The organism is Streptomyces sp. NPDC051677, from assembly GCF_044453465.1.
Taxonomy (GTDB): Bacteria; Actinomycetota; Actinomycetes; order Streptomycetales; family Streptomycetaceae; genus Streptomyces.
This window is the reverse complement of the sequence record NZ_JBITCT010000026.1, coordinates 74,252-98,148: the sequence shown is the minus strand read 5'-3', so window position 1 is coordinate 98,148 and position 23,897 is coordinate 74,252. Positions and strand designations below refer to the sequence as shown.

Here is a 23,897-nt window from a genome sequence, read left to right as displayed (position 1 = left end):
CCGGGCCCGCCCTCCGGGCCCCCGGGCCCGCCCTCCGGGCCCCCGGGCCCGCCCTCCGGGCCCCCGGGCCCGCCCTCCGGGCCCCCGGGCCCGCCCTCCGGGCCCCCGGGCCCGCCCACCGGGTCTCCGGCCCCGCCCACCGGGTCTCCGGCCCCGCCCACCGGGTCTCCGGCCCCGCCCACCGGGTCTCCGGCCCCGCCCACCGGGTCTCCGGTGCTGTCGGGCGGGGCTGGGGTGCCGTCGGGCGGGTCTTCGGGGGCGTCCGGTGGGCTGTCGGTGGCGGCCGGCGGGGATTCGGTGGCGGTCGCCGTCGTGCCGGTGATGGCCGACGCGTCTCCGGGGATATCCGCTGGGTCGTCTTCGCGGGCGCGTGCGATGCTCGGCCGCGTGGAGACCAGGTCCGTCAGTCCCGTTTTCGTCGGTCGTGTCGGCGAGTTGGGCACCCTGAACGCCGCGCTGTCCCGCGCCGCAGTGGGAGAGCCGCAGGCGCTGCTCATCGGCGGTGAGGCCGGGGTCGGCAAGACCAGGCTCGTCGAGGAGTTCGCCTCGGCCGCCCGCAGCCGGGGCGCCGTCGTCGCGCTCGGCGGCTGCGTCGAGATCGGCGCCGACGGACTGCCCTTCGCCCCGTTCTCCACCGCCCTGCGCGCCCTGCGCCGCGCCCTGCCCGACGAACTCGCCGCCGCCGCGGCCGGCCAGGAGGAGGAACTCGCCCGGCTGCTGCCCGAACTGGGCGTGGCGGCCGCCGCACGCCACGACGAGGAGGGCATGGCCCGCCTCTTCGAACTCACCGCCCGCCTCCTGGAACGCGCCGCCGCCGACCGCACCGTCGTCCTCGCCCTGGAGGACCTGCACTGGGCCGACGCCTCCACCCGCCACCTGCTGTCCTACCTGCTGCGCACCCTGCGCACCGGCCGCCTCGTCGTCCTCGCCACCTACCGCGCCGACGACATCCACCGCCGCCACCCGTTGCGCCCCCTGCTCGCCGAACTCGACCGGCTGCGCACCGTCCAGCGCCTCGAACTGGCCCGCTTCACCCGCGACGAGGTCTGCCGCCAGGTCGCCGGCATCCTGGCGTACGAACCCGACGCCGACCAGGTCGACGCCATCTTCGAACGCTCCGACGGCAACGCCTTCTTCGTCGAGGAACTGGCCGTCGCCGCCCACGAGGGCTGCCGCACCGGCCTCACCGACTCCCTGCGCGACCTGCTGCTCGTCCGCGTGGAGGCGCTGCCCGAGAGCGCGCAGAGCGTCGCCCGGGTCGTCGCCGAGGGCGGCTCCACCGTCGAGTACCGACTGCTCGACGCCGTCGCCCGGTTCGCCGAGGACGACCTTCTCGAGGCACTGCGCGCGGCCGTCGGCGCCAACATCCTGCTCGCCACCCCCGACGGCGACGGCGACGGCTACCGCTTCCGGCACTCCCTGGTCCGTGAGGCCGTCGGCGACGACCTGCTGCCCGGCGAACGCGCCCGCCTCAACCGCCGCTACGCCGAGGCCCTCGAAGCCGACCCGACGCTCGTGCCCGCCGACGAGCGCGTCATGCGGCTGGCCAGCTACTGGTACCACGCCCACGACCCGGCCAAGGCCCTCCCCGCCGTCCTGGACGCCTCCGTCGAGGCCCGCTCCCGGCGTGCCTACAGCGAACAGCTCCGGCTCCTGGAACGGGCGATGGAACTCTGGGAGGCGGCGCCGCAGGAGGTACGGGCCGCCCTGCGCCCCGTCGGCTACACCGAGGCCTACCCTCCCTGCGGCTGTGACCCGGCCACCACCCCGCTGCGTTACCTCGACCTCATGGCCGAGGCCGCCGTCGCCGGCCGCTACTGCGGGGAACGCGAACGCGCCCTGAAGATCACCAAGCGGGCGCTGCGCCTCCTTCAGGACGAGGACGATCCCCTGCGCGCCGCCTGGTTCTGGGTGCAGCGCTCCCGGCTGGTGCACTCCCTGGGCCGGGGCAGCGGCCGCGAGGAACTGGCCACCGCGCAGGATTTGGTGCGCGGCCTGCCGCCCAGCGAGGTGCACGCCGAGGTGCTCACCCACATCGCCAACTGGTCCATGGTCCACGCCCCCGGCCCCGACGCCTACCAGGCCGCCGAACGGGCCGTTGAGTACGCCCGCATGATCGGCTCCCGGGAGATCGAGCTCAACGCCCGCCAGGTCCTCGGCGTCCTCATGGTCCATGCCGGGCACATCGAGTCCGGCCTCGCGGAGCTGGAGGAGGTCAGGGAGCGGGCCCTCGCCGAGGACGCCCCCTCCGTGGCCCTGAACGCCTATGTCAACCTCCCCTCCGAACTGGAGGCGCTCGGCCGCTCCCGGGAGGCCGTCCCGATCCTGGAGAAGGGCCTCGACTTCGCCCAACGGCACGGACAGCCCGACACCGAGGCCTGGGTGTGGGGCAACCTCGCCGAGTCCCTTCTCTCCCTGGGCCGTTGGGACGAGGCCGAACGCGCCTGCGCCGCCGCCGGACGGGTGGGCCAGGGCGTCGCCGTCCGTGGCGTCCACGCCACTTTGCGCGCCGAACTGGCCCTCGCCCGCGGCGACCTCGCCGAGGCCGACCGCCAACTCGCCGCCGGACAGGGCTTCTTCGGCTCCCACGAGCCCGCCCCCCAGCACCACCTCCCTCTCACCCGCCTCGCCGTCCAACTCGCCGCGGCCCGGGGCCGTCCGCTGGAGGCCCGCGCCCACCTCGCACCCGTTCTCGACCGCGGCTTCCCGCCCGGCGCGCAACGCGACGCCTGGCCCCTGCTGCTCGCCGCCGCCTCCGCCGAGGGCGACGCCCGTGCCCTGCCCGCCGCCGACCCCGGCCGCGCCGAACTCCTCGACCGCATCCGCACGGCCGCCAGGACGCTCGCCACGCTCGCCCCCGTCTGGCAGGCCCACGCATGCTGGGTCCGTGCGGAGCTCCTGCGCGCCGAGGGCCGCAGCGACCCGGACGACTGGTCCGAGGTGGTCGCCGCCTTCGAACGCCTGGAACGCCCCTACGAACTCGCCCGCACCCGCCATCGTCTGGCCGAGACCCTGCTCTTCGCCGGCGGCGACGACGAACGCGCCCGAGCCGCGGAACTTCTCCACCTCGTCCACGCGGTCGCCGCCCACCTCGGCGCCGTGCCCCTCACCGAGGCCGTCACCCTCCTCGCCCAACGCGCCCGCCTGCCCCTTTCCCCCGCCTCACGGGCGGCCTGCGTCGACCCCGTCGAGTCCCTGGGCCTCACCAGCCGGGAACGTGACGTCCTGCGCCTGGTCTCCGCCGGCCGCACCAACCGCCAGATCGCCGAGGAACTCTTCATCTCCCCGAAGACGGCGAGTGTCCACGTCTCGAACATCCTGTCCAAACTCGCCGTCTCGGGCCGAGGAGAGGCAGCGGCGCTGGCGCATCGGCTGGGCTTGTTCCCGCCGGGGGCGGGGGAGCGGGTGTCCGCGCGATGATGGAGAGCGGTGACACACCGGCCCCCGGAAAGGGAGAACGATGTTCAACGCCTTCGAGGAACTCTTCTCACCGGGCCGTAAGCACACCCGGGACGAGCAGAACCGGCTGGAGCTGACCCGGGAGGACGTCGGGGACGGTGATCCCGGGCGCGGGCCGATAGACCTCGCCTCCGGGAAGGTCGTCGTACGGCAGCCCGAGACGGAGGCGGAGACGGAGACGGTGGCCGAGGTGGGGGCGGAGGGCGAGGTGGGGGCGGAGGTCGAGGCGGAGACGGAGGGCGAGGTGGGGGCGGAGGTCGAGGCGGAGACGGAGGGCGAGGTGGGGGCGGAGGTCGAGGCGGAGGCGGAGGGCGAGGTGGGGGCGGAGGACCGGTGACGGGGCTCAGCTCACCGCCAGCTCCAGGATCCGGTCGTCCCCGGTCTTCGGGTCGCCCCGGCCGTCCGTGTTGCTGGTCGTGACCCACAGTTTGTCGCCGCCCGCCGACACCACCGTGCGCAGCCGGCCGTACTCGCCCTTGAGGAAGGCCTGCGGGTCCGCCGAGGCTGCCGTGCCCTTCAGCGGGATGCGCCACAGGCGCTGCCCCTTCAGCCCCGCCATCCAGATCGAGCCCTCGGCGTAGGCGATGCCGCTGGGAGAGGCGTCGTCGGTGGGCCACTGGGCTATCGGGTTCCGGTACTTCGCGTCCTTGGACTTGCCCTCCGCCGCAGGCCAGCCGTAGTCGGCGCCCGGCTCGATCGCGTTCAGCTCGTCCCATGTGGCCTGGCCGAACTCCGAGGCGAACAGGCGCTGTTCGGAGTCCCAGGCCAGCCCCTGCACATTGCGGTGGCCGTACGAGTACACCGGCGAGTCCGGGAACGGGTTGCCGGGGGCCGGTTCGCCCTCCGGGGTCAGCCGCAGGATCTTGCCGCCCAGGGACTTCTTGTCCTGGGCCAGACCCCGGTCGCCGCTTTCGCCCGTGCCCGCGTAGAGCATGCCGTCCGGGCCGAACGCGATCCGGCCACCGTTGTGGATCATGCCCTTGGGGATGCCCTTGAAGACCGTGTCGGGCGCCCCCAGCTGATCCCCGGACGGCCGCTTCGTGTCGTAGAGCATGCGGACGATCCGGTTGTCCGAGGCCGAGGTGAAGTACGCGTAGACCATGTGGTCGGAGGCGTAGTCGGGGGAGAGGGCGAGGCCCAGCAGTCCGCCCTCGCCCGCGGCGGAGACGCCCGGCACCTCGCCCAGCTCGGTCTTGCGGCCCGTCTTCTCGTCCACCCGCGTGATCTTCCCCTCGTCGCGCGAGGCCACCAGGAGGCCGCCCTCGGGGAGCGGGGCGAGGCCCCAGGGGGTGTTCAGGCCCTCGGCGACCGTGCGCACCACCTTGACCGTGCCCTTCGCGGGCGGGGTCTCCTCGGCCGGCGGGGAGGTCTGCGCGGCCGTGCGCCCCGGGGACGCGCTCGGGGAGGCGGCGCTCGGCGACCCCCCGGAGTCGGAGGAACAGCCGGCCGTCACCAGCAGAGCACTCGCGGCCAGCACGGCCGACACAGCTCGACGTTGCACGATCATGGTCCCTTCGACACGGCGGCGCCCGCGGCAGGCTCCACTTGTCCTACGCCGCTCACGCCCCCCGGGTTCCCGATCCGGCCCGACCGGACCCGAAAGCGGCACTCACTCCCACGATCCGCGCGCCCCCGGCAGCTCCGCCACGTCCGTCAGGTCCTGCGGCGTCAGGCGCAGAGCGCACGCCGCCGCGTTCTCCGTCACCCAGCGCTCCTGCTTGGCGCCCGGCACGGGGACCACGTGCCTTCCCTGCGCCAGCACCCAGGCCAGCGCCACCTGCGCCGCCGTCACGGACGCGCCGTGCCGGGCGGCGACCCGGCGCAGACCGGCGACGATCGGCTGGTTCGCGGCCATCATCTCGGCGGTGAACCGGGGATGCCGGGCCCGCATGTCGTCCGGCTCGAAGCCCTCGCCCGGGGTCAGCGTGCCGGTGAGGAAGCCGTTGCCGAGCGGCATCGCCGCCAGGAAACCGACCCCGCGGGCCTCGCACCACGGCAGCAGCGTCTCCAGCGCTTCCGGCGACCACACCGACAGCTCCGCCTCCACCGCGCTCACCGGAAAGACCTGCTGGACCCGCTGCAACTGCCGAATCGTTCCGTCGTGCAGCCGCCCCCCGGCCCGGCGACCGCCCCGCGCCCCCACCGCACAGAGCCCCAACGCCCGCACCTTGCCCGCCCGGACCAGCTCGGCCATCGCGCCCCACGTCTCCTCGACCGGGACCTCGGGGTCCGCGCGGTGCAGCTGGTAGAGGTCGATGACGTCCGTCTGCAGGCGCCGCAGGGATGCGTCGCAGGCCCTTTTCACATACCCGGGGCGGCCGTTGGCCACGATGTGCTGCTCGCCGACCAGCAGCCCGACCTTCGTCGACACGAACGCGTCCCCGCGCCGCTCCTTCAACACCCGCCCCAGCAACAGCTCATTGGTGAACGGCCCGTACATGTCGGCGGTGTCCAACAGGGACGAACCCGCGTCCAACGCCCGGTGCACCGCCCTCAGCGACTCGTCCCCCCGCTGCCGCGACCCGCTGTACGCCCAGCTCATCGGCATGCACCCGAGACCTACGGCCCCCACCTCGAGCGCCCCCGCGCCGATCGTCCTGCGCTCCACCTGCCCGAAACCCTCCCTCTCCAGAGCCCCCAACCTAACCTCTGCACGCGCGCGTGCCTGACATAGCCTCCCGCCCATGAGCACTGACGTATGGCTTCCCATCCCTCCGGAGGAGATCGCGGGTCTCCCCCAGGGGCCGAACTACCGCTTCTGGAACGGTGAGGAGGACTTTCCGGCCGACCCGGCCGACTGCGCCTTCTACGTCGTCCCCTACATGAAGCCCCCGGCCGTCGGGCAGCGGCCCCTGCCCGCGATGAGCGCACTGGAAGTCCTCCAGACGCTGTCCGCCGGCATCGACCACGTCGAGCCGGCCCTCCCGTCCCTGCCCCCCGGAGTACGGCTGTGCAACGCGCGCGGGGTGCACGAGGCGAGCACCGCCGAGCTCACCCTCACCCTGGTCCTCGCGTCGCTGCGGGGGGTGCCCGACTTCGTGCGGGCCCAGGACCGGGGCGAATGGCTCGGCGGGTTCCGGCCCGCGCTCGCCGACAAGAACGTGCTCATCGTCGGGTACGGCTCCATCGGCTCCGCCATCGAGGACCGGCTCGTGCCCTTCGAGGTGGCGCGGGTGGCGCGCGTCGCGCGCTCCTGGCGCACGACGGCGCGCGGCCCCGTGCATCCGATCGCCGAACTGCCCGCCCTGCTCCCCGAGGCGGACGTCGTGATCGTGTCCACGCCGCTGAACGAGACCACGCTCGGCCTGGTGGACGCCGAGTTCCTGGCCCACATGAAGGACGGCGCGCTGCTGGTCAACGTGGCCCGCGGCCCGGTCGTCGACACCAAGGCGCTGCTCGCCGAACTGGAGAGCGGTCGCCTCACCGCCGCCCTGGACGTCACCGACCCCGAACCCCTGCCCCCGGGGCATCCGTTGTGGAGTGCGCCGGGTGTCCTCGTCAGCCCGCATGTCGGCGGTCCCACCTCCGCCTTCCTGCCCCGCGCCGAGCGACTCCTGGTGGACCAGTTGGAACGCTTCGTGAACCGGCAGCCGCTGCGCAACGTGATCCTTACGACGGGCACGGCGAACGGATCGTGACAACGACGGCAGCCCTGTAGTCCGGTTCGGGCACCCTCCGCAGTCCTCCGGACGCGGTCTGTACCTCATCCGGGCGCATATGCCGATGATCGTCACGCAGCGTAGAGGAACTATGTCCCTGAGTGACGAGACTGGTGTATCGTCCCGACAGGGGCTGCGCCGCGCACGTTCGGCGTCAGGGATGGACATTTCAGACTTGTGAGGGGGGCGACGGGCGATGCACGGCCTATGGACGAACGATCCGACGCGGCGGAGCCGCCGACGGCGACCCTGGCGCTCGGCCGCGCGCGGACCCGGTCACGGCAGCCACCACGGCCATCACCACCGCAGGTGCGCCAGCCGCCGGACGCACGCGCAGCCGGCTCCCCGGGACCCTAGGGATCCGGGAGTGACGCAGACCGGGAGGATCCGGTGAGCCCGCCGCCGACCTCCACGACCCTCCTCGACGGAGCCGTGCGGACGCAGGCTCCCACGGGGGCCCCGTGCACCGCGCGGCCGCCCGCCGGCGGCCCCGGATCGAACCTGGTCCACCAACTCCTGCTGGCCCTCATGTGCGCGGGATACGCCGTCGGTTCCGCGCTCGGCTGGGGCTCCGACGAACTCGCGCTGATCATGGGCGACTTCGGGCTGACCGCCGCGGCGGGCGCCGCCGCCGTGTCGTGCCTCCTCTACGCGCGCACCCGGCGCGTCCGCTTTCGATCCGCCTGGCTGCTGTTCTCGCTCTCCTCGGCGATGGCGGCCCTCGGCAACTTCGTCTGGGGGTGGTACGAGGTGGTCCTGGGGCGGCCCGTGCCCAGCCCCAGCTTCGCCGACCTGTTCTTCCTGTGCTTCGCGCCCCCGGCCATCGTGGGGCTGCTGGTGCTCGCCGCCCGGCCCATGACGAAGGCGGGCTGGGTCTGCCTGGCGCTGGACGCCTGGCTGATCGCCGGCTCGCTGCTCACCCTCTCCTGGAGCCTCGCGCTCGCCCAGGCGGCGAAGTTCGACGGACCGAGCGTGGCGCACGCGGCGCTGTCTCTGGCGTACCCGCTGCTCGACATCGCCCTGGTGAGCATGGTGCTCGTCCTGCACTTCAGGCGGTCGCCCGTGAATCGCACGGCGGTGAACACGGCCGTCGGCGCGCTCGCGCTGACCGTGATGTGCGACGCCCTGTTCACCTCGCCGCTGCTGCACAACAACTACCGCTCGGGCCAGCTCCTCGACGCGGGCTGGTTCGCGGGCTCGCTGCTCCTGGCGTACGCGCCCTGGGCCGCCTCCCGCCAGGGAGCGGCGGACGAGGGGCACACGCGTGTGGTGCACGAGCACGTACCCGGCCAGCAGCGCGCCGGAGGTCACCCGCACGGGCCGTCGCGCACGGCCCACCGCCCGTCCGCGCAGGCGGCCGCCCCGCAGGCGCCGGACCGGACGTCTCCCCAGGGAGGCGAGGCCGGCCGGTATCCGACCACCCGGCCCATCACCGGCTCCCTGGCGGCGCTCACGCCGTATCTCGCGGCCGCCGTCTGCACCCTGGGGATCCTCTACAACGTCCTCAACGGGCACAGCGTCGACCGCGTGGTGCTGCTGACCGGCGGCGCGGTCGTGCTCGCCCTCGTCGTGCGGCAGGGGATCATGCTGCTCGACAACGTCTCCCTCACCCAGGAACTGGCGCAGAAGGAGAACCACTTCCGTTCCCTGGTGCAGGGCTCCAGCGACGTCATCATGATCGCCGCCCCCAGCGGCATCCTCCGGTACGTCTCCCCGGCCGCCGCCGGGGTCTACGGACGGCCCGCCGAGGAGCTGGTCGGCACCGAGCTGGCCCATCTCATCCACCCGGAGGACCTGGGCTGCGTGGTGCACGAGGTGCGCCGCTTCCTCGCCGCCAGCCCCCAGGAGGAACCCACCACCCGCATCGAGTGCCGGTTCCGCTCCGGTGACGGAGGCTGGCTCAACGTCGAGTCGACCGTCAACCGTCACCACGGCGGCCTGATCTTCAACAGCCGGGACGTCACCGAGCGCGTACGCCTGCAGGCGCAGCTCCAGCACAACGCCGAGCACGACCCGCTCACCGACCTGCCCAACCGCGCGCTGTTCACCCGACGCGTCCAGCAGGCCCTGTCCGGCCGCCGCAGCTCCGACCGGGGCCCCGCCCTGCGCAACACGGCGGTCCTCTTCATCGACCTGGACGGCTTCAAGGCCGTCAACGACACCATCGGCCACGCCGCCGGGGACGAACTGCTGGTCCAGGCCGCCCGCCGGCTCCAGGACGCGGTCCGCAAGGGCGACACCGCCTCCCGGCTGGGCGGCGACGAGTTCGCGGCCCTGATCGTCGGCGACGGCACCCGTGACCGTGCCGCCCGGGAACGCCACATACTGGAACTCGCCGACCGTCTCAGGCTCACGCTCTCCCAGCCGTACCTCATCGACGGCAACGAAGTGCGTGTCGCCGCGTCCATCGGCGTCGCCTTCGCCGAACCCGGCCTCGGCGCCGGTGAGCTGCTGCGCAACGCCGACCTCGCCATGTACCGCGCCAAGGCGGCCGGCAAGGGCCGGGTCGAGCTGTACAAGCCACAGATGCAGCAGGACGTCGTACGCAAGGCGGAGCTGGCCACGCGGCTGCGTGCCGCGCTGCACGACGGCGAGTTCGCGTTGCTGCACCAGCCGCTGGTGCGCCTGGAGGACGGCCGGATCTCGTCGGTCGCCGCGCAGGCCCGCTGGCGTTCTTCCCAAGGGGTGCTCTTCACGCCCGCCGAGTTCCTGCGGGTCGCGGAGGACAGCGACAAGACCGCCGAGCTGGGCCGCTGGATGCTGGAAGAGGCCGTCGAACAGGCGGCCGACCGGGCCGCGAGCGGGCTGAACGTGCCGGTCGTCGTGCGGGTGAGCGCCCGCCGGCTGCTGGACCGGTCGATGCCGCTGGGCTCCGTCGAGGCGCTGCTGACGCGGCACGGACTGCCGTCCGGGGCGCTGGTGGTCGAACTGTCGGACACCGACCCCAGGGTGCCGCTGGACGATCTGGAGCGCCGCCTCGGGGCCTTGAAGCGCCTCGGCGTCCGGATCGCCCTCGACGGCTTCGGCAGCGGCTACGCGACCCTCACGGCGCTGCGCCGGCTCCCCGTCGACGTGCTCAAACTCGACCGCTCGCTGGTCGAGGGGGTCGTCGAGTCCGCGCGGCTGCACAAGATCACCAGTGGGCTGCTGCGGATCGCCGGCGACCTCGGGCTGCAGTCCGTCGCGGAGGGCGTGGATCTGCCCGAGCAGGTCGTGGCGCTGCGCGCGATGGGCTGCACGCACGGACAGGGCATGGCGTTCTCCGGTCCGCTCGACGAGTACCGGCTGCGCCGGGCCCTCGCGACCGGCCGCTACCCGATGCCGCACGGCCCGGCCGAGCCCGCGTTCGCGGGTGGCGGCGCGGGGGTGTACACCAGTGGTGTCACCGCCGTCCTGGGGAGCGGAAGTGCCCTTCGCTCACATAATGAGACTCCCGTCCCACCCACTTGACAGTCGGTGCGCGCCAGGGGGAGGGTCAATGCCATGCGCACCCGAATTCTCGTACTTGGAAAGCGCGTCGGCTGAAGCTGGTGACGCCCGGGCGGTCCCGGAACTCACAGCGACCCACACCCGGCGCGCTCCCCTCGCTTGCCTTTTGGCACGAGGGGTTTTTTGTTGCACAAATCCCGCAGCACCCTCGCCGCACGACCCGCGGCGAACCCCAGTAAGACCCTCAGTAAAACCCTCAGCATCGAGAAGAGAATGCCGATGACCGAGCAGGCCACCGGGGCCCACCATCCGCAGCCGCGGCCCCGTTCCGGAGGACAGCAGCCCACTCCCGTGGAGCACGTGACGGGCGCGCAGTCCCTCATCCGCTCGCTTGAGGAGGTCGGCGCTGACACGGTATTCGGCATCCCCGGTGGCACCATCCTGCCGGCGTACGACCCGATGATGGACTCCAAGCGGGTGCGTCACGTGCTGGTCCGCCACGAGCAGGGCGCAGGTCACGCGGCCACCGGTTACGCGCAGGCCACGGGAAAGGTCGGCGTCTGCATGGCGACCTCGGGGCCGGGCGCCACCAACCTGGTGACACCCATCGCGGACGCCAACATGGACTCGGTGCCGCTGGTGGCGATCACCGGCCAGGTGGTCTCCAAGTCGATCGGCACGGACGCGTTCCAGGAGGCGGACATCGTCGGCATCACCATGCCGATCACCAAGCACAGCTTCCTGGTCACCAAGGCCGACGACATCCCGCGGGTCATCGCGCAGGCGTTCCACATCGCCTCCACCGGCCGCCCGGGCCCGGTCCTGGTCGACATCCCCAAGGACATCCTCCAGGCGAAGACCACGTTCTCCTGGCCGCCCACCATGGATCTGCCCGGCTACCGCCCGGTGACCAAGCCGCACGCCAAGCAGATCCGCGAGGCCGCCAAGCTGATCACCGCCGCCAAGCGCCCGATCCTCTACGTCGGCGGCGGCGTCCTCAAGGCCGGCGCGACCGCCGAGCTGAAGGTCCTCGCCGAGCTGACCGGCGCGCCCGTCACCACCACCCTGATGGCGCTGGGCGCGTTCCCCGACAGCCACCCGCAGCACCTGGGCATGCCCGGCATGCACGGCTCCGTGGCCGCCGTCACCGGTCTGCAGAAGGCCGACCTGATCGTCGCCCTCGGCGCCCGCTTCGACGACCGCGTCACCGGCAAGCTCGACAGCTTCGCGCCGCACGCCAAGATCGTCCACGCTGACATCGACCCGGCGGAGATCGGCAAGAACCGCGTCGCCGACGTTCCGATCGTCGGGGACGCGCGCGAGGTCATCGCCGACCTGGTCCAGGCCGTCCAGAAGGAGCACAGCGAGGGCCAGCAGGGCGACTACACCGCCTGGTGGAAGGACCTCAGCCGCTGGCGCGAGACCTACCCCCTCGGCTACGACCAGCCCTCCGACGGCTCGCTCTCCCCGCAGCAGGTCATCGAGCGCATCGGGCAGCTCGCGCCCGAGAACACGATCTTCGCCGCGGGCGTCGGCCAGCACCAGATGTGGGCCGCGCACTTCATCCAGTACGAGAAGCCCGCAACCTGGCTGAACTCCGGCGGCGCGGGCACGATGGGCTACGCGGTCCCGGCCGCGATGGGCGCCAAGGCCGGCGCGCCGGACCAGGCGGTCTGGGCGATCGACGGCGACGGCTGCTTCCAGATGACCAACCAGGAGCTCACCACCTGCGCTCTGAACAACATCCCGATCAAGGTCGCCATCATCAACAACGGCGCCCTGGGGATGGTCCGGCAGTGGCAGACCCTGTTCTACAACCAGCGCTACTCCAACACCGTGCTGCACTCCGGCCCGAACGACGTCAACCCGGACGCCCGGGGCACCCGCGTCCCCGACTTCGTGAAACTGTCGGAGGCCATGGGCTGCTACGCCATCCGCTGCGAGTCCCCGGACGACCTCGACAAGGTCATCGAGGAGGCGAACTCGATCAACGACCGCCCGGTCGTCGTCGACTTCATCGTCCACGAGGACGCGATGGTGTGGCCGATGGTCGCCGCCGGCACCTCCAACGACGAGATCATGGCCGCCCGGGACGTCCGCCCCGACTTCGGCGACAACGAAGACGACTGAGCGAGAGAGACGTAAAGAAGACATGTCCAAGCACACGCTCTCCGTCCTGGTGGAGAACAAGCCGGGCATCCTGGCCCGGATCGCAGCCCTGTTCTCCCGCCGAGGCTTCAACATCGACTCGCTCGCCGTCGGCGTCACCGAGCACGCCGACATCTCCCGCATCACGATCGTGGTGAGCGTCGACGCCCTGCCGCTGGAGCAGGTCACCAAGCAGCTCAACAAGCTCGTCGAGGTGCTGAAGATCGTCGAACTGGAGCCGGGACAGGCCGTTCACCGTGAACTCGTTCTGGTGAAGGTGCGCGCCGACAACGAGACGCGCTCCCAGATCGTCGAGATCGTCCAGCTGTTCCGCGCCAAGACCGTCGACGTCTCCCCGGAGGCCGTGACCATCGAGGCCACCGGCGGCAGCGACAAGCTCACGGCCATGCTCAAGATGCTGGAACCGTACGGCATCAAGGAGCTGGTCCAGTCCGGCTCGATCGCGATCGGCCGCGGCGCCCGTTCGATCACGGACCGCTCGCTGCGCGCGCTCGACCGCTCGGCGTAAGGATGGTTCCGGGCGGTCCGGACGACCCCGGCCGCCCGCGCACCGCCCGTATGCCGAGACCCCGAAACTTCCCTTCCGCCCGCCGTCATACGGTGGGACGCAACACCTGCACACAAGGAGAGAACCCAAAGTGGCCGAGCTGTTCTACGACGCCGACGCCGACCTGTCCATCATCCAGGGCCGCAAGGTCGCGGTCATCGGATACGGCAGCCAGGGCCACGCCCACGCGCTGTCGCTCCGTGACTCGGGCGTCGACGTCCGGGTCGGTCTGCACGAGGGCTCCAAGTCCAAGGCCAAGGCCGAGGAGCAGGGCCTGCGCGTGGTGACCCCGGCCGAGGCCGCCGCCGAGGCCGACGTCATCATGATCCTCATCCCGGACCCGATCCAGGCCCAGGTCTACGAGGAGTCCATCGCCCCGAACCTGAACGACGGCGACGCGCTGTTCTTCGCGCACGGCTTCAACGTCCGCTTCGGTTTCATCAAGGCCCCGGCCGGCGTCGACGTTGCGCTCGTCGCCCCCAAGGGCCCGGGTCACCTGGTCCGCCGCCAGTACGAGGAGGGCCGCGGCGTCCCCGCGATCGCCGCCGTCGAGCAGGACGCCACCGGCAACGCCTTCGCGCTCGCCCTGTCGTATGCCAAGGGCATCGGCGGCACCCGCGCCGGCGTCATCAAGACGACCTTCACCGAGGAGACCGAGACCGACCTGTTCGGTGAGCAGGCCGTGCTGTGCGGTGGCACCTCGGCGCTGGTCAAGGCGGGCTTCGAGACCCTGGTCGAGGCCGGCTACCAGCCGGAGATCGCCTACTTCGAGTGCCTGCACGAGCTGAAGCTGATCGTGGACCTCATGTACGAGGGCGGCCTGGAGAAGATGCGCTGGTCCGTCTCCGAGACCGCCGAGTGGGGCGACTACATCACCGGCCCGCGCATCATCACCGACGCCACCAAGGCCGAGATGAAGCAGGTCCTCGCCGAGATCCAGGACGGCACGTTCGCCCAGAACTGGATGGACGAGTACCACGGCGGCCTGAAGAAGTACAACGAGTACAAGACCGCGGACTCCGAGCACCTGCTGGAGACCACGGGCAAGCAGCTCCGCAAGCTGATGAGCTGGGTGAACGACGAGGCGTGAGCCTCACGCCCTGGGGGCCGGAGCCTGTTGCTCCGGCCCTCTCGGCCATTCCGTCCCACCACGGACGGGTGATCCTTTCGCGGAGGCGTAAGGCGACCTCCGGTGCAGCACTACACTGCTGCACTACATACGCGTTCAGGCCCACAGCGTCGTGCGTCTTCCACGCGGCCCAGCGACACCGAGGAATTGCGAGCACGCCCCCACGCCGCCCGGCACGCACTCTCGCCGCACCGGCTGAAGACCCAAGTAGCTCCGCTACGTGGGCCTTCGTCCGGCACGCCGATAGCACGCACCGAACGACGCGGGAGCGCACCCGAAATTCCCCGGCGCCGCTCCCCCTCCTCCGCCTGCGGCCGTCGGGACGGCCGTCCGCACGCTTTGGACTTGTGAGGACTCACGTGAGCTCGAAACCTGTCGTACTCATCGCTGAAGAGCTGTCGCCCGCGACCGTGGACGCGCTTGGCCCGGACTTCGAGATCCGGCACTGCAACGGAGCGGACCGAGCCGAACTGCTCCCGGCCATCGCCGACGTCGACGCGATCCTGATCCGCTCGGCCACCAAGGTCGACGCCGAGGCCATCGCCGCCGCGAACAAGCTGAAGGTCGTCGCACGAGCCGGCGTCGGCCTGGACAACGTCGACGTCTCCGCCGCCACCAAGGCCGGCGTGATGGTCGTCAACGCCCCCACCTCGAACATCGTGACCGCCGCCGAGCTGGCCTGCGGTCTGCTGCTCGCCACCGCCCGTCACATCCCGCAGGCCAACGCCGCGCTGAAGAACGGCGAGTGGAAGCGCAGCAAGTACACCGGCGTCGAGCTGGCCGAGAAGACCCTGGGCGTCGTGGGTCTGGGCCGGATCGGTGCGCTGGTCGCCCAGCGCATGTCCGCCTTCGGCATGAAGGTCGTGGCCTACGACCCCTACATCCAGCCCGCCCGGGCCGCCCAGATGGGCGTCAAGGTGCTGTCGCTGGACGAGCTGCTCGAGGTCTCCGACTTCATCACCGTGCACCTGCCGAAGACCCCCGAGACGGTCGGTCTGATCGGTGACGAGGCGCTGCGCAAGGTCAAGCCGAGCGTGCGCATCGTCAACGCGGCGCGTGGCGGGATCGTCGACGAGGAGGCGCTGTACTCGGCGCTGAAGGAGGGCCGGGTCGCCGGCGCCGGTCTCGACGTGTACGCGAAGGAGCCCTGCACGGACTCCCCGCTGTTCGAGTTCGACCAGGTCGTCTCCACCCCGCACCTCGGCGCCTCGACCGACGAGGCGCAGGAGAAGGCCGGTATCGCGGTCGCGCGTTCCGTGCGGCTGGCTCTCGCCGGTGAGCTCGTGCCGGACGCGGTGAACGTCCAGGGCGGTGTCATCGCCGAGGACGTCAAGCCGGGTCTGCCCCTTGCGGAGCGCCTCGGCCGCATCTTCACCGCGCTCGCCGGCGAGGTCGCGGTCCGCCTCGACGTCGAGGTGTACGGCGAGATCACCCAGCACGATGTGAAGGTGCTGGAGCTGTCCGCGCTGAAGGGCGTGTTCGAGGACGTCGTCGACGAGACGGTGTCGTACGTCAACGCCCCGCTGTTCGCGCAGGAGCGCGGCGTCGAGGTGCGGCTGACGACCAGCTCCGAGTCGGCCGACCACCGTAACGTCGTGACCGTGCGCGGCACGCTCTCGGACGGCGAGGAGGTGTCGGTCTCCGGCACGCTGGCCGGTCCGAAGCACCTCCAGAAGATCGTCGCGGTCGGCGAGTACGACGTCGACCTCGCGCTCGCCGACCACATGGTCGTCCTGAAGTACGAGGACCGTCCCGGTGTCGTCGGCACCGTCGGCCGGATCTTCGGCGAGGCGGGGATCAACATCGCCGGGATGCAGGTCGCTCGCGCGGTCGCCGGCGGTGAGGCCCTGGCCGTGCTGACGGTCGACGACACGGTGCCGGTCACGGTGCTGACCGAGGTCGCCGAGGAGATCGGCGCGACGTCTGCTCGTGCGGTGAACCTCGTCTGAGGTCGCCGCACCGTCCGGGGGCTGCCGGGACATGGCTGACCCCAGCTGAAAAGGCGCCGGGGCTGGATCACTCCAGCCCCGGCGCCTTTTGCATGTGCCGTTGCTTTGCTTACTTCACCCGGATGCTTCGCAGGGTCGCCGACGCCGCGATCGCCGCCCCCGTCAGCAGCACCGCTCCCGCGATCGCCGCGCCCTGCATGCCATGGGTGAAGGCTTCCCGCGCTGCCGTCGTCAGGGCGTCTCCCGTGCGCCCCGGGAGTTGGCCGGCGACCGCCAGCGCGCCGCCGAGGGTCTCCCGGGCCGGGGCAGGTGCGGAGGTCGGGATGTCGTGGCGGTAGATCGCCGTGCCGATGGAGCCGAGGACCGCCATGCCCAGGGCGCCGCCGAACTCGGCGCCGGTCTCCAGCAGGGAGGAGGCCGAGCCTGCGCGCTCGACGGGGGCCGCGCCCATCGCCAGGTCCGTCATCTGGGAGATGACCATGACGATCCCGGAGGCCAGGACGCCGCAGGCGGCCAGCACGAGCCACATCGAGTCGGTGCCGGCGAGGGCCAGCAGGGCGTAGCCGGTGGCGCCGATCGCGAAGCCCGCCGTCACGACGTAGGCCCGGTTGACGCCCTTCTGGACCAGGGAGGTGGCCAGCGGGGCGGCCATGCCGATCGGCACCGAGGGCAGCAGCGCCCACAGGGCCGCCTCCAGCGCGCTCTTGTCGAGGACCGACTGCAGGTACTGCGTGGTGAAGAAGGCCGAGCCCATCATCCCGAAGGACGAGACCAGGTTCAGGACGACCGCGGGCGCGAAGCCGGGGCCGCGGAACAGGGCGGGAGAGATCATCGGGTTCGCCGCCGTGCGCTGACGGTGGACGAAGAGGGCCGAGAAGAGCAGGCCGACGGTGATCGAGACGACGTACTCGGCGTGCCAGCCCTCGGAGGGGATCTCCTTGAGGCCGTAGACGACGGGGAGCACCGCGGCCATCGACAGCGGGACGCTCGGCCAGTCGAAGCGGCCGGGGGCCGGGTCGCGCGACTCGGGCAGCAGAACCGGGCCGAGGACCAGCAGCAACGCCATCGCGGGCAGGTTGACCAGGAACACCGAGCCCCACCAGAAGTACTCGACCAGCACCCCGCTCATCACCGAGCCGAGCGCGACGCCGGCCGTCATCACGCCGGACCACAGACCGATCGCCTTCGCACGCTGGCCGGGGTCGGTGAACATCGTGCGGATCAGGGCCATCGTCGAGGGCATCAGGGTCGCGCCGCCGATGCCGAGGAGCGCGCGGGCCGCGATCAGGGTCTCGGGGCTGTTCGCGTAGGCCGCGATGAGGGAGGCGGCGCCGAAGGCGGCCGCGCCGATCAGGAGGAGCTTGCGGCGGCCTATGCGGTCGCCCAGCGAGCCCATCGTCATCAGCAGGCCGGCCAGGACGAAGGCGTAGATGTCGAAGATCCACAGCTGCTGCGTGCCGCTCGGTTCGAGGTCCGCGCTGATCGCCGGGATCGCGAAGTAGAGGACGGAGACGTCCATCGAGACCAGCAGCAACGGGAGCATCAGCACGCCGAGGGCGGTCCATTCGCGACGCCCGGCGCGGGCCGCCGGGGGTGTGGTGGTGCTCGTCGAGTTCGTCATGCCGAGGACTGTACGGACGTCTTAAACGATTGTCTAGAACGAATGTGTAAGTCGCCCGTATAGGACGGTTGTATGGATCCGGGGTAGGGTGGCGGGCATGGGACACCGTGAGGATCTGCTCGAAGGCGCCAAGCGCTGCCTGCTGGAGAAGGGGTTCGTGCGCACGACGGCGCGCGACATCGTGAAGGAGTCGGGGACCAACCTGGCGTCCATCGGCTACCACTACGGCTCGAAGGACGCCCTCCTCACCCAGGCGTTCGTGGAGCTGGTGCAGGAGTGGGGCGAGAAGTTCGACCCGGCCGACCGACGCGACACCGAGGACGGGGGCTCGCTGGAGCGGTTTCGCAGCGTGTGGGCGCGGATGCTGGCGACCATGGACGAGTCCAAACCCGTCTGGGCGGCCAGCCTGGAGATCGCCACACAGGGAGACCGCGCCGGCGAGCTGCGCAAACTGATGGCCGAGGCCCAGGTCGAGGGGCGCTCCGGGCTGGTCGCCCTGTTCACCGGGCAGGACGAGTCCACTCTCGACGAACGCACCGTCCAGACGGTCGGCGGCTTCTACCAGGCGCTGCTCAACGGCCTGATGGTGCAGTGGCTCTTCGATCCGGCGAGCGCGACGACGGCGGACGATCTGACGGAGGGGCTGCGCCGGGTCATCGAGGCGGCCGACGGGAAGTGACCCGGTCGATCCGGCCGTCCCGCATCTCGATCACCCGGTCCGCGAAGTGCCGTACGACGGCCCGGTCGTGGCAGATGAAGAGGTAGCCGAGGCCCAGGTCGTCCTGGAGCTCGGCGAGCAGGTTCAGGACGCCGGCCCGCACGGACGGGTCCAGGGCCGACACCGGCTCGTCCAGGACCAGCAGCCGCGGATCGGAGGCGAGGGCGCGGGCGATGCCCACGCGCTGGCACTGGCCGCCGGAGAGCTCGCCCGGGCGACGGTCGCCATACGACGGGTCCAGGCCCACGCGGTCGAGGAGTTCGGCGACGCGGGCCGGGCCGTCGGCCGTGCTCCAGCGGCCCTGCACCTTCAGCGGCTCGGCCACCGCGTCGCGGATGCGGTGGCGGGGGCTGAGGGAGCCGTACGGATCCTGGAAGACCGGTTGCATGCGGGGGCGCAGCGGGCGCAGCTCCCGTTCTGTGAGGCACGTCAACTCCCGTCCGTCGAAGCGGACTTCGCCCGCGTCCGGGCGGCGCAGCTGGAGGACGGCCAGGGCGGTGGAGGACTTGCCGCAGCCGGACGGGCCGTCGAGGGCGAGGGTCTCACCCGGTTCGAGGGCGAAGGAGACGTGGTCGACGGCGGTCGTCGCGCCGTAACGGACGACCAGGTCACGAACGTCCAGCAGGGGGTGGGTCATGCGAACTCCCTGAGGGGGTCGGTGACTTCGGTGGCACGGTGACAGGCGACGAGCCGTCCCCCGCCCGGGCCCGGGTCCACCTCCCGCGCGACCGGGTCCTCGCGGCGGCAGACCTCCGTCACCAGCGGACAGCGCGGCGCGAACGCACAGCCGGGCGGAAGCACGCCGGCACCGGGCGGAGTACCGGGCAGGGCAGGCAGCCGCCGGCGGGTGCGGCCAGGGCGAGAGCCGCCGGGCTGGAGGCGGGCGAGACGGGGGCCGGCGGAGGGCGGGGCGTCGGGGTGGGGGTCGGCGGGGTGCGGGGTGTCGGGGTGGGGGTCGGCGGGATACGGGGCGTCGGGGTGGGGGTCGGCGGAGTGCGGGGTGTCGGGGTGCGGAGCGTCGGGGTGGGGGTCGGCGGGGTGCGGGTCGGTGCGGCCGGGGCCGTCGGGGCGCCGTGCGTCGGGGTGGGGGTCGGCGGGGTGCGGGTCGGTGCGGCCGGGGCCGTCGGGGCGCCGTGCGGCGGGGTGTGGGGCGTCGGGGTGGGGGAGGGCGACCAGGAGGGCTGCGGTGTAGGGGGCTCGGGGGTGGGTCAGTATCTGTTGGGCGGGGCCGGTCTCCACGGCGCGGCCCGCGTACATCACCAGCACGTGGTGCGCGTGGCGCCGTACCGCGTCCATGTCGTGGGTGACCAGCACGAGCGCCGCACCGGCCGCCTCCCGCTGCTCCGCGAGCAGTTCCAGCACGCGTTCCCGGCGGTCGGCGTCGAGCGCGGTGGTCGGTTCGTCGGCGACCAGGATCTCCGGCTCGTTGACGCAGGCCATCGCGATGACGGCCCGCTGGCGCATGCCGCCGGAGTACTCGTGCGGATACGCGCGGGCCGCGCGGGCCGCGTCGGGGATGCCCACCCGGTCCAGCGCGGCCACCGCGCGGGCCCGGGCCTCCCGCCGGGAGACGCCCTTCACCGACCGTACGGCCGCGGCGAGTTGGTCGCCGACCGGGTGCACGGGGGAGAGCGCCGAGAGGGCGTCCTGCGGGACCAGGGCGATCCGGCGGCCCCGCGCGCCGGACAGGTCCGGGCGGACCGTGCCGGTCGTCGTGGCCCCCCTCGGCAGCATGCCGAGCAGCGCCCGCGCGGTCAGGCTCTTGCCCGCACCCGACTCGCCCACCAGGGCGAACACCTCACGCGCCCGCACGTCGAAGGACACCCCGCGCACCGCCTCCGCCCCGGCGAAGCCGATCCGCAGATCTCGCACGGACAGCAGCACGTCATACGACAACGGGGGTCTCCTTCTTCACCGTGCGCCCCTGTGTGTACGCCGCTCCCGACACCGCGAGCCCCGCCAGCAGGGCGAGGGCGACCGCCGGGGCGAGGGCGGCCCACGGGGCCCGTTCCACGTAGGCGCGGGACTCGTCGAGGAGCAGGCCCCACTCGGGGGCGGGCGGCTGGGCGCCGAGGCCGAGGAAGCCCAGGGAGGCGAGCGCGAGGGCGATGCCGGGCAGCCGGAGCAGCGCGTGGCGGGCGACCGGCGCGGCCACCGACGGGAGCACGTGCCGGGTGAGGATCCACGACGGGGATGCGCCGATGGCCCGTTGGGCGGTGAGGAACGCCGACGCCCGTACCTCCTGCACCAGCGCCGCCGCGTGCGCGGCCAGCGGCGGCCAGGAGATCAGGGCGACCGCGAGGGCCGCGCCGCCGGCGCCGGGCCCGGCCGCCGCCGCGACCAGGATGCCGACGATGACCGGCGGCAGCGCGTTGGCGATGTCCGCCGCGCCCGCCGCGACGCCCGGCAGGAAGCCCAGGGCCAGCGAGAGGACCAGGCTGAGCAGGCAGACCGCCGCCGCCGTGCCGACGGTCGTGGCGGCGCCGTGGCCGAGCCGGGCCAGCACGTCACGGCCGAGTCCGTCGGTGCCGAGCGGATGCGCCCAGGACGGCGGGGCCAGCCGGACGGCGGTGCGCACCGCGTACGGGTCGCGCAGCAGACCCCAGCCGATCGTGGTGAGGAGAACGGAGGCGAGGGTCACGGGAATCGCCGGGTGGGCGCCGACCGGGCGGGCCGGAGGCAGGGTCAGCGAGGCCTCCCGCAGGGCCGGGCCCAGCAGCCGACGGCGGACGAGCGCCGCCAGCGCGCCGGTGACCAGGCCGAGCAGCAGAAGGGCCAGCACCGAGCCCTGGAGCAGCGGCAGGTCCTGCGACTCGGCCGCGCCGAGGGCCGTCCGGCCGATGCCGGGCACGGCGAACACCGTCTCCACCGCGACCGCGCCGCCGGTCAGACCCACGGCCGCCATCCCGAACTGCGGTACGAGCGGCGGGAGTACGCGGCGCAGGGCGGCCGCCGAGACGCGGCCCGGGCTCACTCCCGCGCCCCGCCACAGCTCCACCCACCGTTCGTCCAGCACGGCGGGCAGCGCGTCCGCGACCAGCCGGCCGAGCAGCCCGCCGGCCGGGACGCCGAGGGCGACGGCGGGCAGGATCAGATACTCCGGGCCCGCCCACCCCGAGGTGGGCAGCCACCCCAGCCACACCCCGCACACCAGCAGTCCCACCGTGGCCAGCAGGAACTCCGGTACGGCGGCCAGCATCGCGGCGCCCGCGCCGGCCGAGGCCCGCCCCCGCAGCAGCACGGGAGCGACGAGCGCGACGGCGAGCAGCAGCGCCGCCCCGAGGGCCGCGCCCATCAGGGCGAGGGACACCTGGAGGCCCGACAGCACCGACGGCAGGACGTCGGCGCCGGAGACCCAGGACGCGCCGAGGTCCCCGTGGCCCAGGTCGGCGGCCCAACTCCCCAGCAGGGAAAGGGGACCGGCGTCCAGGCCGAGGTCGCGGCGGATCGCGTCCAGGGCCTCCCGCGTGGGCTCCTGTTCGGCGGAGCGGGCACGCAGGACGGTCAGCGCGGGGTCGCGACCGGACAGCCAGGGCAGCAGGCCGACGGCGGCGACGACCGCGAGGAGCGACCCGGCGCGCGTGAGGGCCGTTGCGGTCGGCCTCACCTGACGTAGGTGGCGGCCGTGACGAGTTCCCGCTCGCGCGGGTCGTGCGCGGCGCCGACGACCCCGGCGGCGTCGCCCTGGACGACCCGCTCGTGCAGCAGGGGCACGGCTGCGTCGGTGGTGAGGACGGCGGCCTCGGCGGCGATGACGGCCCGGCGGCGCGCATCACCGGTGGGCGTCTCGCCGGCCTTCTTCACCGCGGCGTCCACGGCGGGGTCGTCGAGCTGGGCGATGGTGAAGGAGCCGTCGGAGGCGAAGTCGCTGTAGAGGTAGGCGGCCGGGTCGCCGGAGTCCAGGACCGTGGCCCGGGAGAGGATGAAGGCGTCGAAGGCGCCGGCCAGTGCGTCCGCCTCGATGTTGGCGTACTCGCGCACCTCCAGCTTCACCGTGAACCCGGCTTTCTGCAGCTGCTGTTGGAGAGTCGCGGCGACCTCGGGCAGCTCGGCGCGGTCGGTGAACGTGCCGATGGTGACGGCCTTGCCGGTCGGGTCGCCCGCCTCGGCCCGGGTCACCGGCTTGCGCAGCTGGGCCGCCCACGGCAGCGCGGGCCCGAGCAGCCCCTCGGCGAGGTCGGCGCGGCCCTCGTACACGCCCTTCACGATCGACTCGGCGTCGACGGCCTCCCGGGCGGCGGCCCGCAGCGAGGCGTCCTTGAAGACGCCCTTCCCGGTGTTGAGGTAGAGGGTGTTGGTGCGGGGCATCGGCACCTCGGTGACGAGGTCCTCGTCGAGCAGCGCGGCCTGCGAGACGGGGACCGCCTCGACGATGTCGGCCTCGCCGCTGCGCAGGGCGGCGGCGCGGGCGGTGCCGTCGGGCACGAACCGTACGTCGATGCCGGGCGCCTTGGCCTTTGCGCCCCAGTAGGCGTCGTAGCGGTCGAGGGAGGCGGCGGAGGCGCCGTTCACCTCGGTCAGCTCGAAGGGGCCGGTGCCTGCGCCGACCGGGTCGACCGTCTTCCCGGTGTACGCCTTCGCCGCGAGGATCGACAGCTGCGGCGAGCTGAGCCGCTGCGGGAGAAGGGGGTCCTCGTCGGCGGTGGTCACGGTGACCGTGTCGGCGTCGGCGGCCCGCACGGTGAGCGCGACGCCGTCCAGGATGCGCGGCTTGGGGGAGGCGCCGGCGGCCTCGGCCAGCGATCTGACGACGGCGTCGGCGTCGAGCCTCGTGCCGTCGTGGAAGGTGACGCCGTCGCGTATGTCGAAGGTCCAGGTGCGGCCCGACTGCTGCCACTCGGTGGCGAGCGAGGCCTTCGGATCACCGTCCGCGTCCAGCTCGACGAGGGTCTCGGCGGTCGACCAGCGCGAGAGCTTGAAGGCGTCGTCGGAGAGCGGGGACAGGCCCGAACGCGGGGGCTGCATCATCGCGAGGCGGATGCGGCGGCCGTCACCGCCGCCCTCGGCGGAGGCCCCCGAGAAACAGCCGGTGAGCAGGGCGGAGGCTGCGGCCAGGGCGGTGACGGGGAGCAGACGGGCGGGCAGGCGCACGGAACCTCCGGGTAAAGGGGCGGTCAAGAGCGAGTGCGCCGACGTTAGCATGATGACAATCGTTTTCAGTAGCTGGTGTGGTGGAGATCGCGCAGGGCCGGGACCGGCGCGCCCGATGACGGCCGC

At 72.7% G+C, this 23,897-nt stretch carries 16 protein-coding genes; 9 read left to right on the top strand and 7 right to left on the bottom strand.

From position 1 onward, the window contains the following. Positions 1–375: 375 nt before the first annotated feature. Together ACIBAF_RS28115 and ACIBAF_RS28110 are read left to right on the top strand one after the other, a co-directional pair. Complete coding sequence (locus ACIBAF_RS28115; RefSeq protein ID WP_399466664.1) at positions 376–3,420, top strand: AAA family ATPase; 3,045 nt, start codon at positions 376–378, stop codon at positions 3,418–3,420. Positions 3,421–3,460: 40 nt separating this feature from the next. Further along, positions 3,461–3,796 carry a DUF6191 domain-containing protein gene (locus tag ACIBAF_RS28110; RefSeq protein ID WP_399466663.1) on the top strand — a complete coding sequence of 112 codons (336 nt, stop codon included), beginning with the start codon at positions 3,461–3,463 and terminating at the stop codon, positions 3,794–3,796. A 6-nt stretch (positions 3,797–3,802) separates the two neighbouring features. Here the strand turns inward: ACIBAF_RS28110 and ACIBAF_RS28105 are convergent, their stop codons facing one another. Continuing rightward, complete coding sequence (locus tag ACIBAF_RS28105) at positions 3,803–4,966, bottom strand: PQQ-dependent sugar dehydrogenase (protein ID WP_399466662.1); 1,164 nt, start codon at positions 4,964–4,966, stop codon at positions 3,803–3,805. A 102-nt stretch (positions 4,967–5,068) separates the two neighbouring features. After that, positions 5,069–6,067 (bottom strand): aldo/keto reductase, encoded by a 999-nt coding sequence (locus ACIBAF_RS28100; RefSeq protein ID WP_399466661.1) that lies wholly within the window; start codon positions 6,065–6,067, stop codon positions 5,069–5,071. A 76-nt stretch (positions 6,068–6,143) separates the two neighbouring features. On the opposite strand from ACIBAF_RS28100, the gene ACIBAF_RS28095 reads away from it, so the two are divergent. The 6 genes from ACIBAF_RS28095 (at position 6,144) to serA (ending at position 16,341) form a co-directional block, all read left to right on the top strand. After that, the gene (locus ACIBAF_RS28095) at positions 6,144–7,097 is read left to right on the top strand and encodes a 2-hydroxyacid dehydrogenase (RefSeq protein ID WP_399466660.1); all 954 of its coding nucleotides are present in this window, start codon (positions 6,144–6,146) and stop codon (positions 7,095–7,097) included. Positions 7,098–7,508: 411 nt separating this feature from the next. Continuing rightward, entirely contained in the window at positions 7,509–10,568 is a 3,060-nt protein-coding gene (locus ACIBAF_RS28090) for a putative bifunctional diguanylate cyclase/phosphodiesterase (protein ID WP_399466659.1), read from the top strand. Positions 10,569–10,826: 258 nt separating this feature from the next. Continuing rightward, positions 10,827–12,677, top strand: coding sequence for an acetolactate synthase large subunit (locus ACIBAF_RS28085; RefSeq protein WP_399466658.1), 1,851 nt, complete (start codon positions 10,827–10,829; stop codon positions 12,675–12,677). A gap of 22 nt (positions 12,678–12,699) precedes the next feature. Next, positions 12,700–13,224 carry an acetolactate synthase small subunit gene (ilvN, locus tag ACIBAF_RS28080; protein WP_079659303.1) on the top strand — a complete coding sequence of 175 codons (525 nt, stop codon included), beginning with the start codon at positions 12,700–12,702 and terminating at the stop codon, positions 13,222–13,224. Between the two features lie 130 nt (positions 13,225–13,354). Beyond that, positions 13,355–14,353, top strand: a complete 999-nt coding sequence (ilvC, locus tag ACIBAF_RS28075) for a ketol-acid reductoisomerase (RefSeq protein WP_093781113.1) — start codon at positions 13,355–13,357, stop codon at positions 14,351–14,353. Positions 14,354–14,751: 398 nt separating this feature from the next. Then, positions 14,752–16,341, top strand: a complete 1,590-nt coding sequence (gene serA, locus ACIBAF_RS28070) for a phosphoglycerate dehydrogenase (RefSeq protein ID WP_399466656.1) — start codon at positions 14,752–14,754, stop codon at positions 16,339–16,341. A 109-nt stretch (positions 16,342–16,450) separates the two neighbouring features. Here serA and ACIBAF_RS28065 read toward each other — a convergent pair whose 3' ends face one another. Next, positions 16,451–17,962 (bottom strand): MFS transporter, encoded by a 1,512-nt coding sequence (locus tag ACIBAF_RS28065; protein WP_399466655.1) that lies wholly within the window; start codon positions 17,960–17,962, stop codon positions 16,451–16,453. A 97-nt stretch (positions 17,963–18,059) separates the two neighbouring features. Between ACIBAF_RS28065 and ACIBAF_RS28060 the strand changes: the two genes are divergently transcribed. Next, positions 18,060–18,641: a TetR/AcrR family transcriptional regulator gene (locus ACIBAF_RS28060; protein ID WP_399466654.1), complete on the top strand. Its 582-nt coding sequence runs from the start codon at positions 18,060–18,062 to the stop codon at positions 18,639–18,641. On the opposite strand, the gene ACIBAF_RS28055 is transcribed toward ACIBAF_RS28060, so the two are convergent. From ACIBAF_RS28055 to ACIBAF_RS28040, 4 genes are read right to left on the bottom strand one after another with little or no spacing between them, the layout of a single operon-like run. Next, entirely contained in the window at positions 18,616–19,317 is a 702-nt protein-coding gene (locus tag ACIBAF_RS28055; RefSeq protein WP_399466653.1) for an ATP-binding cassette domain-containing protein, read from the bottom strand. The two genes, ACIBAF_RS28060 and ACIBAF_RS28055, sit on opposite strands and share 26 nt — an antisense overlap. Beyond that, positions 19,314–20,576 carry an ATP-binding cassette domain-containing protein gene (locus tag ACIBAF_RS28050; protein WP_399466652.1) on the bottom strand — a complete coding sequence of 421 codons (1,263 nt, stop codon included), beginning with the start codon at positions 20,574–20,576 and terminating at the stop codon, positions 19,314–19,316. The genes ACIBAF_RS28055 and ACIBAF_RS28050 overlap by 4 nt, the downstream gene beginning before the upstream one ends. Then, positions 20,566–22,287 carry an ABC transporter permease subunit gene (locus ACIBAF_RS28045; RefSeq protein ID WP_399466651.1) on the bottom strand — a complete coding sequence of 574 codons (1,722 nt, stop codon included), beginning with the start codon at positions 22,285–22,287 and terminating at the stop codon, positions 20,566–20,568. The genes ACIBAF_RS28050 and ACIBAF_RS28045 overlap by 11 nt, the downstream gene beginning before the upstream one ends. After that, entirely contained in the window at positions 22,284–23,771 is a 1,488-nt protein-coding gene (locus ACIBAF_RS28040) for an ABC transporter substrate-binding protein (RefSeq protein WP_399466650.1), read from the bottom strand. The genes ACIBAF_RS28045 and ACIBAF_RS28040 overlap by 4 nt, the downstream gene beginning before the upstream one ends. Positions 23,772–23,897 lie beyond the last annotated feature (126 nt).

Excerpts from the sequence above, each read along its gene's own strand:
- ACIBAF_RS28115 (WP_399466664.1), top strand. The coding sequence starts at position 376 with ATGCTCGGCCGCGTGGAGACCAGGTCCGTCAGTCCCGTTTTCGTCGGT.
- ACIBAF_RS28110 (WP_399466663.1), top strand. The coding sequence starts at position 3,461 with ATGTTCAACGCCTTCGAGGAACTCTTCTCACCGGGCCGTAAGCACACC.
- ACIBAF_RS28105 (WP_399466662.1), bottom strand. The coding sequence starts at position 4,966 with ATGATCGTGCAACGTCGAGCTGTGTCGGCCGTGCTGGCCGCGAGTGCT.
- ACIBAF_RS28095 (WP_399466660.1), top strand. The coding sequence starts at position 6,144 with ATGAGCACTGACGTATGGCTTCCCATCCCTCCGGAGGAGATCGCGGGT.
- ACIBAF_RS28085 (WP_399466658.1), top strand. The coding sequence starts at position 10,827 with ATGACCGAGCAGGCCACCGGGGCCCACCATCCGCAGCCGCGGCCCCGT.
- ilvN (WP_079659303.1), top strand. The coding sequence starts at position 12,700 with ATGTCCAAGCACACGCTCTCCGTCCTGGTGGAGAACAAGCCGGGCATC.
- ACIBAF_RS28065 (WP_399466655.1), bottom strand. The coding sequence starts at position 17,962 with ATGACGAACTCGACGAGCACCACCACACCCCCGGCGGCCCGCGCCGGG.
- ACIBAF_RS28060 (WP_399466654.1), top strand. The coding sequence starts at position 18,060 with ATGGGACACCGTGAGGATCTGCTCGAAGGCGCCAAGCGCTGCCTGCTG.
- ACIBAF_RS28055 (WP_399466653.1), bottom strand. The coding sequence starts at position 19,317 with ATGACCCACCCCCTGCTGGACGTTCGTGACCTGGTCGTCCGTTACGGC.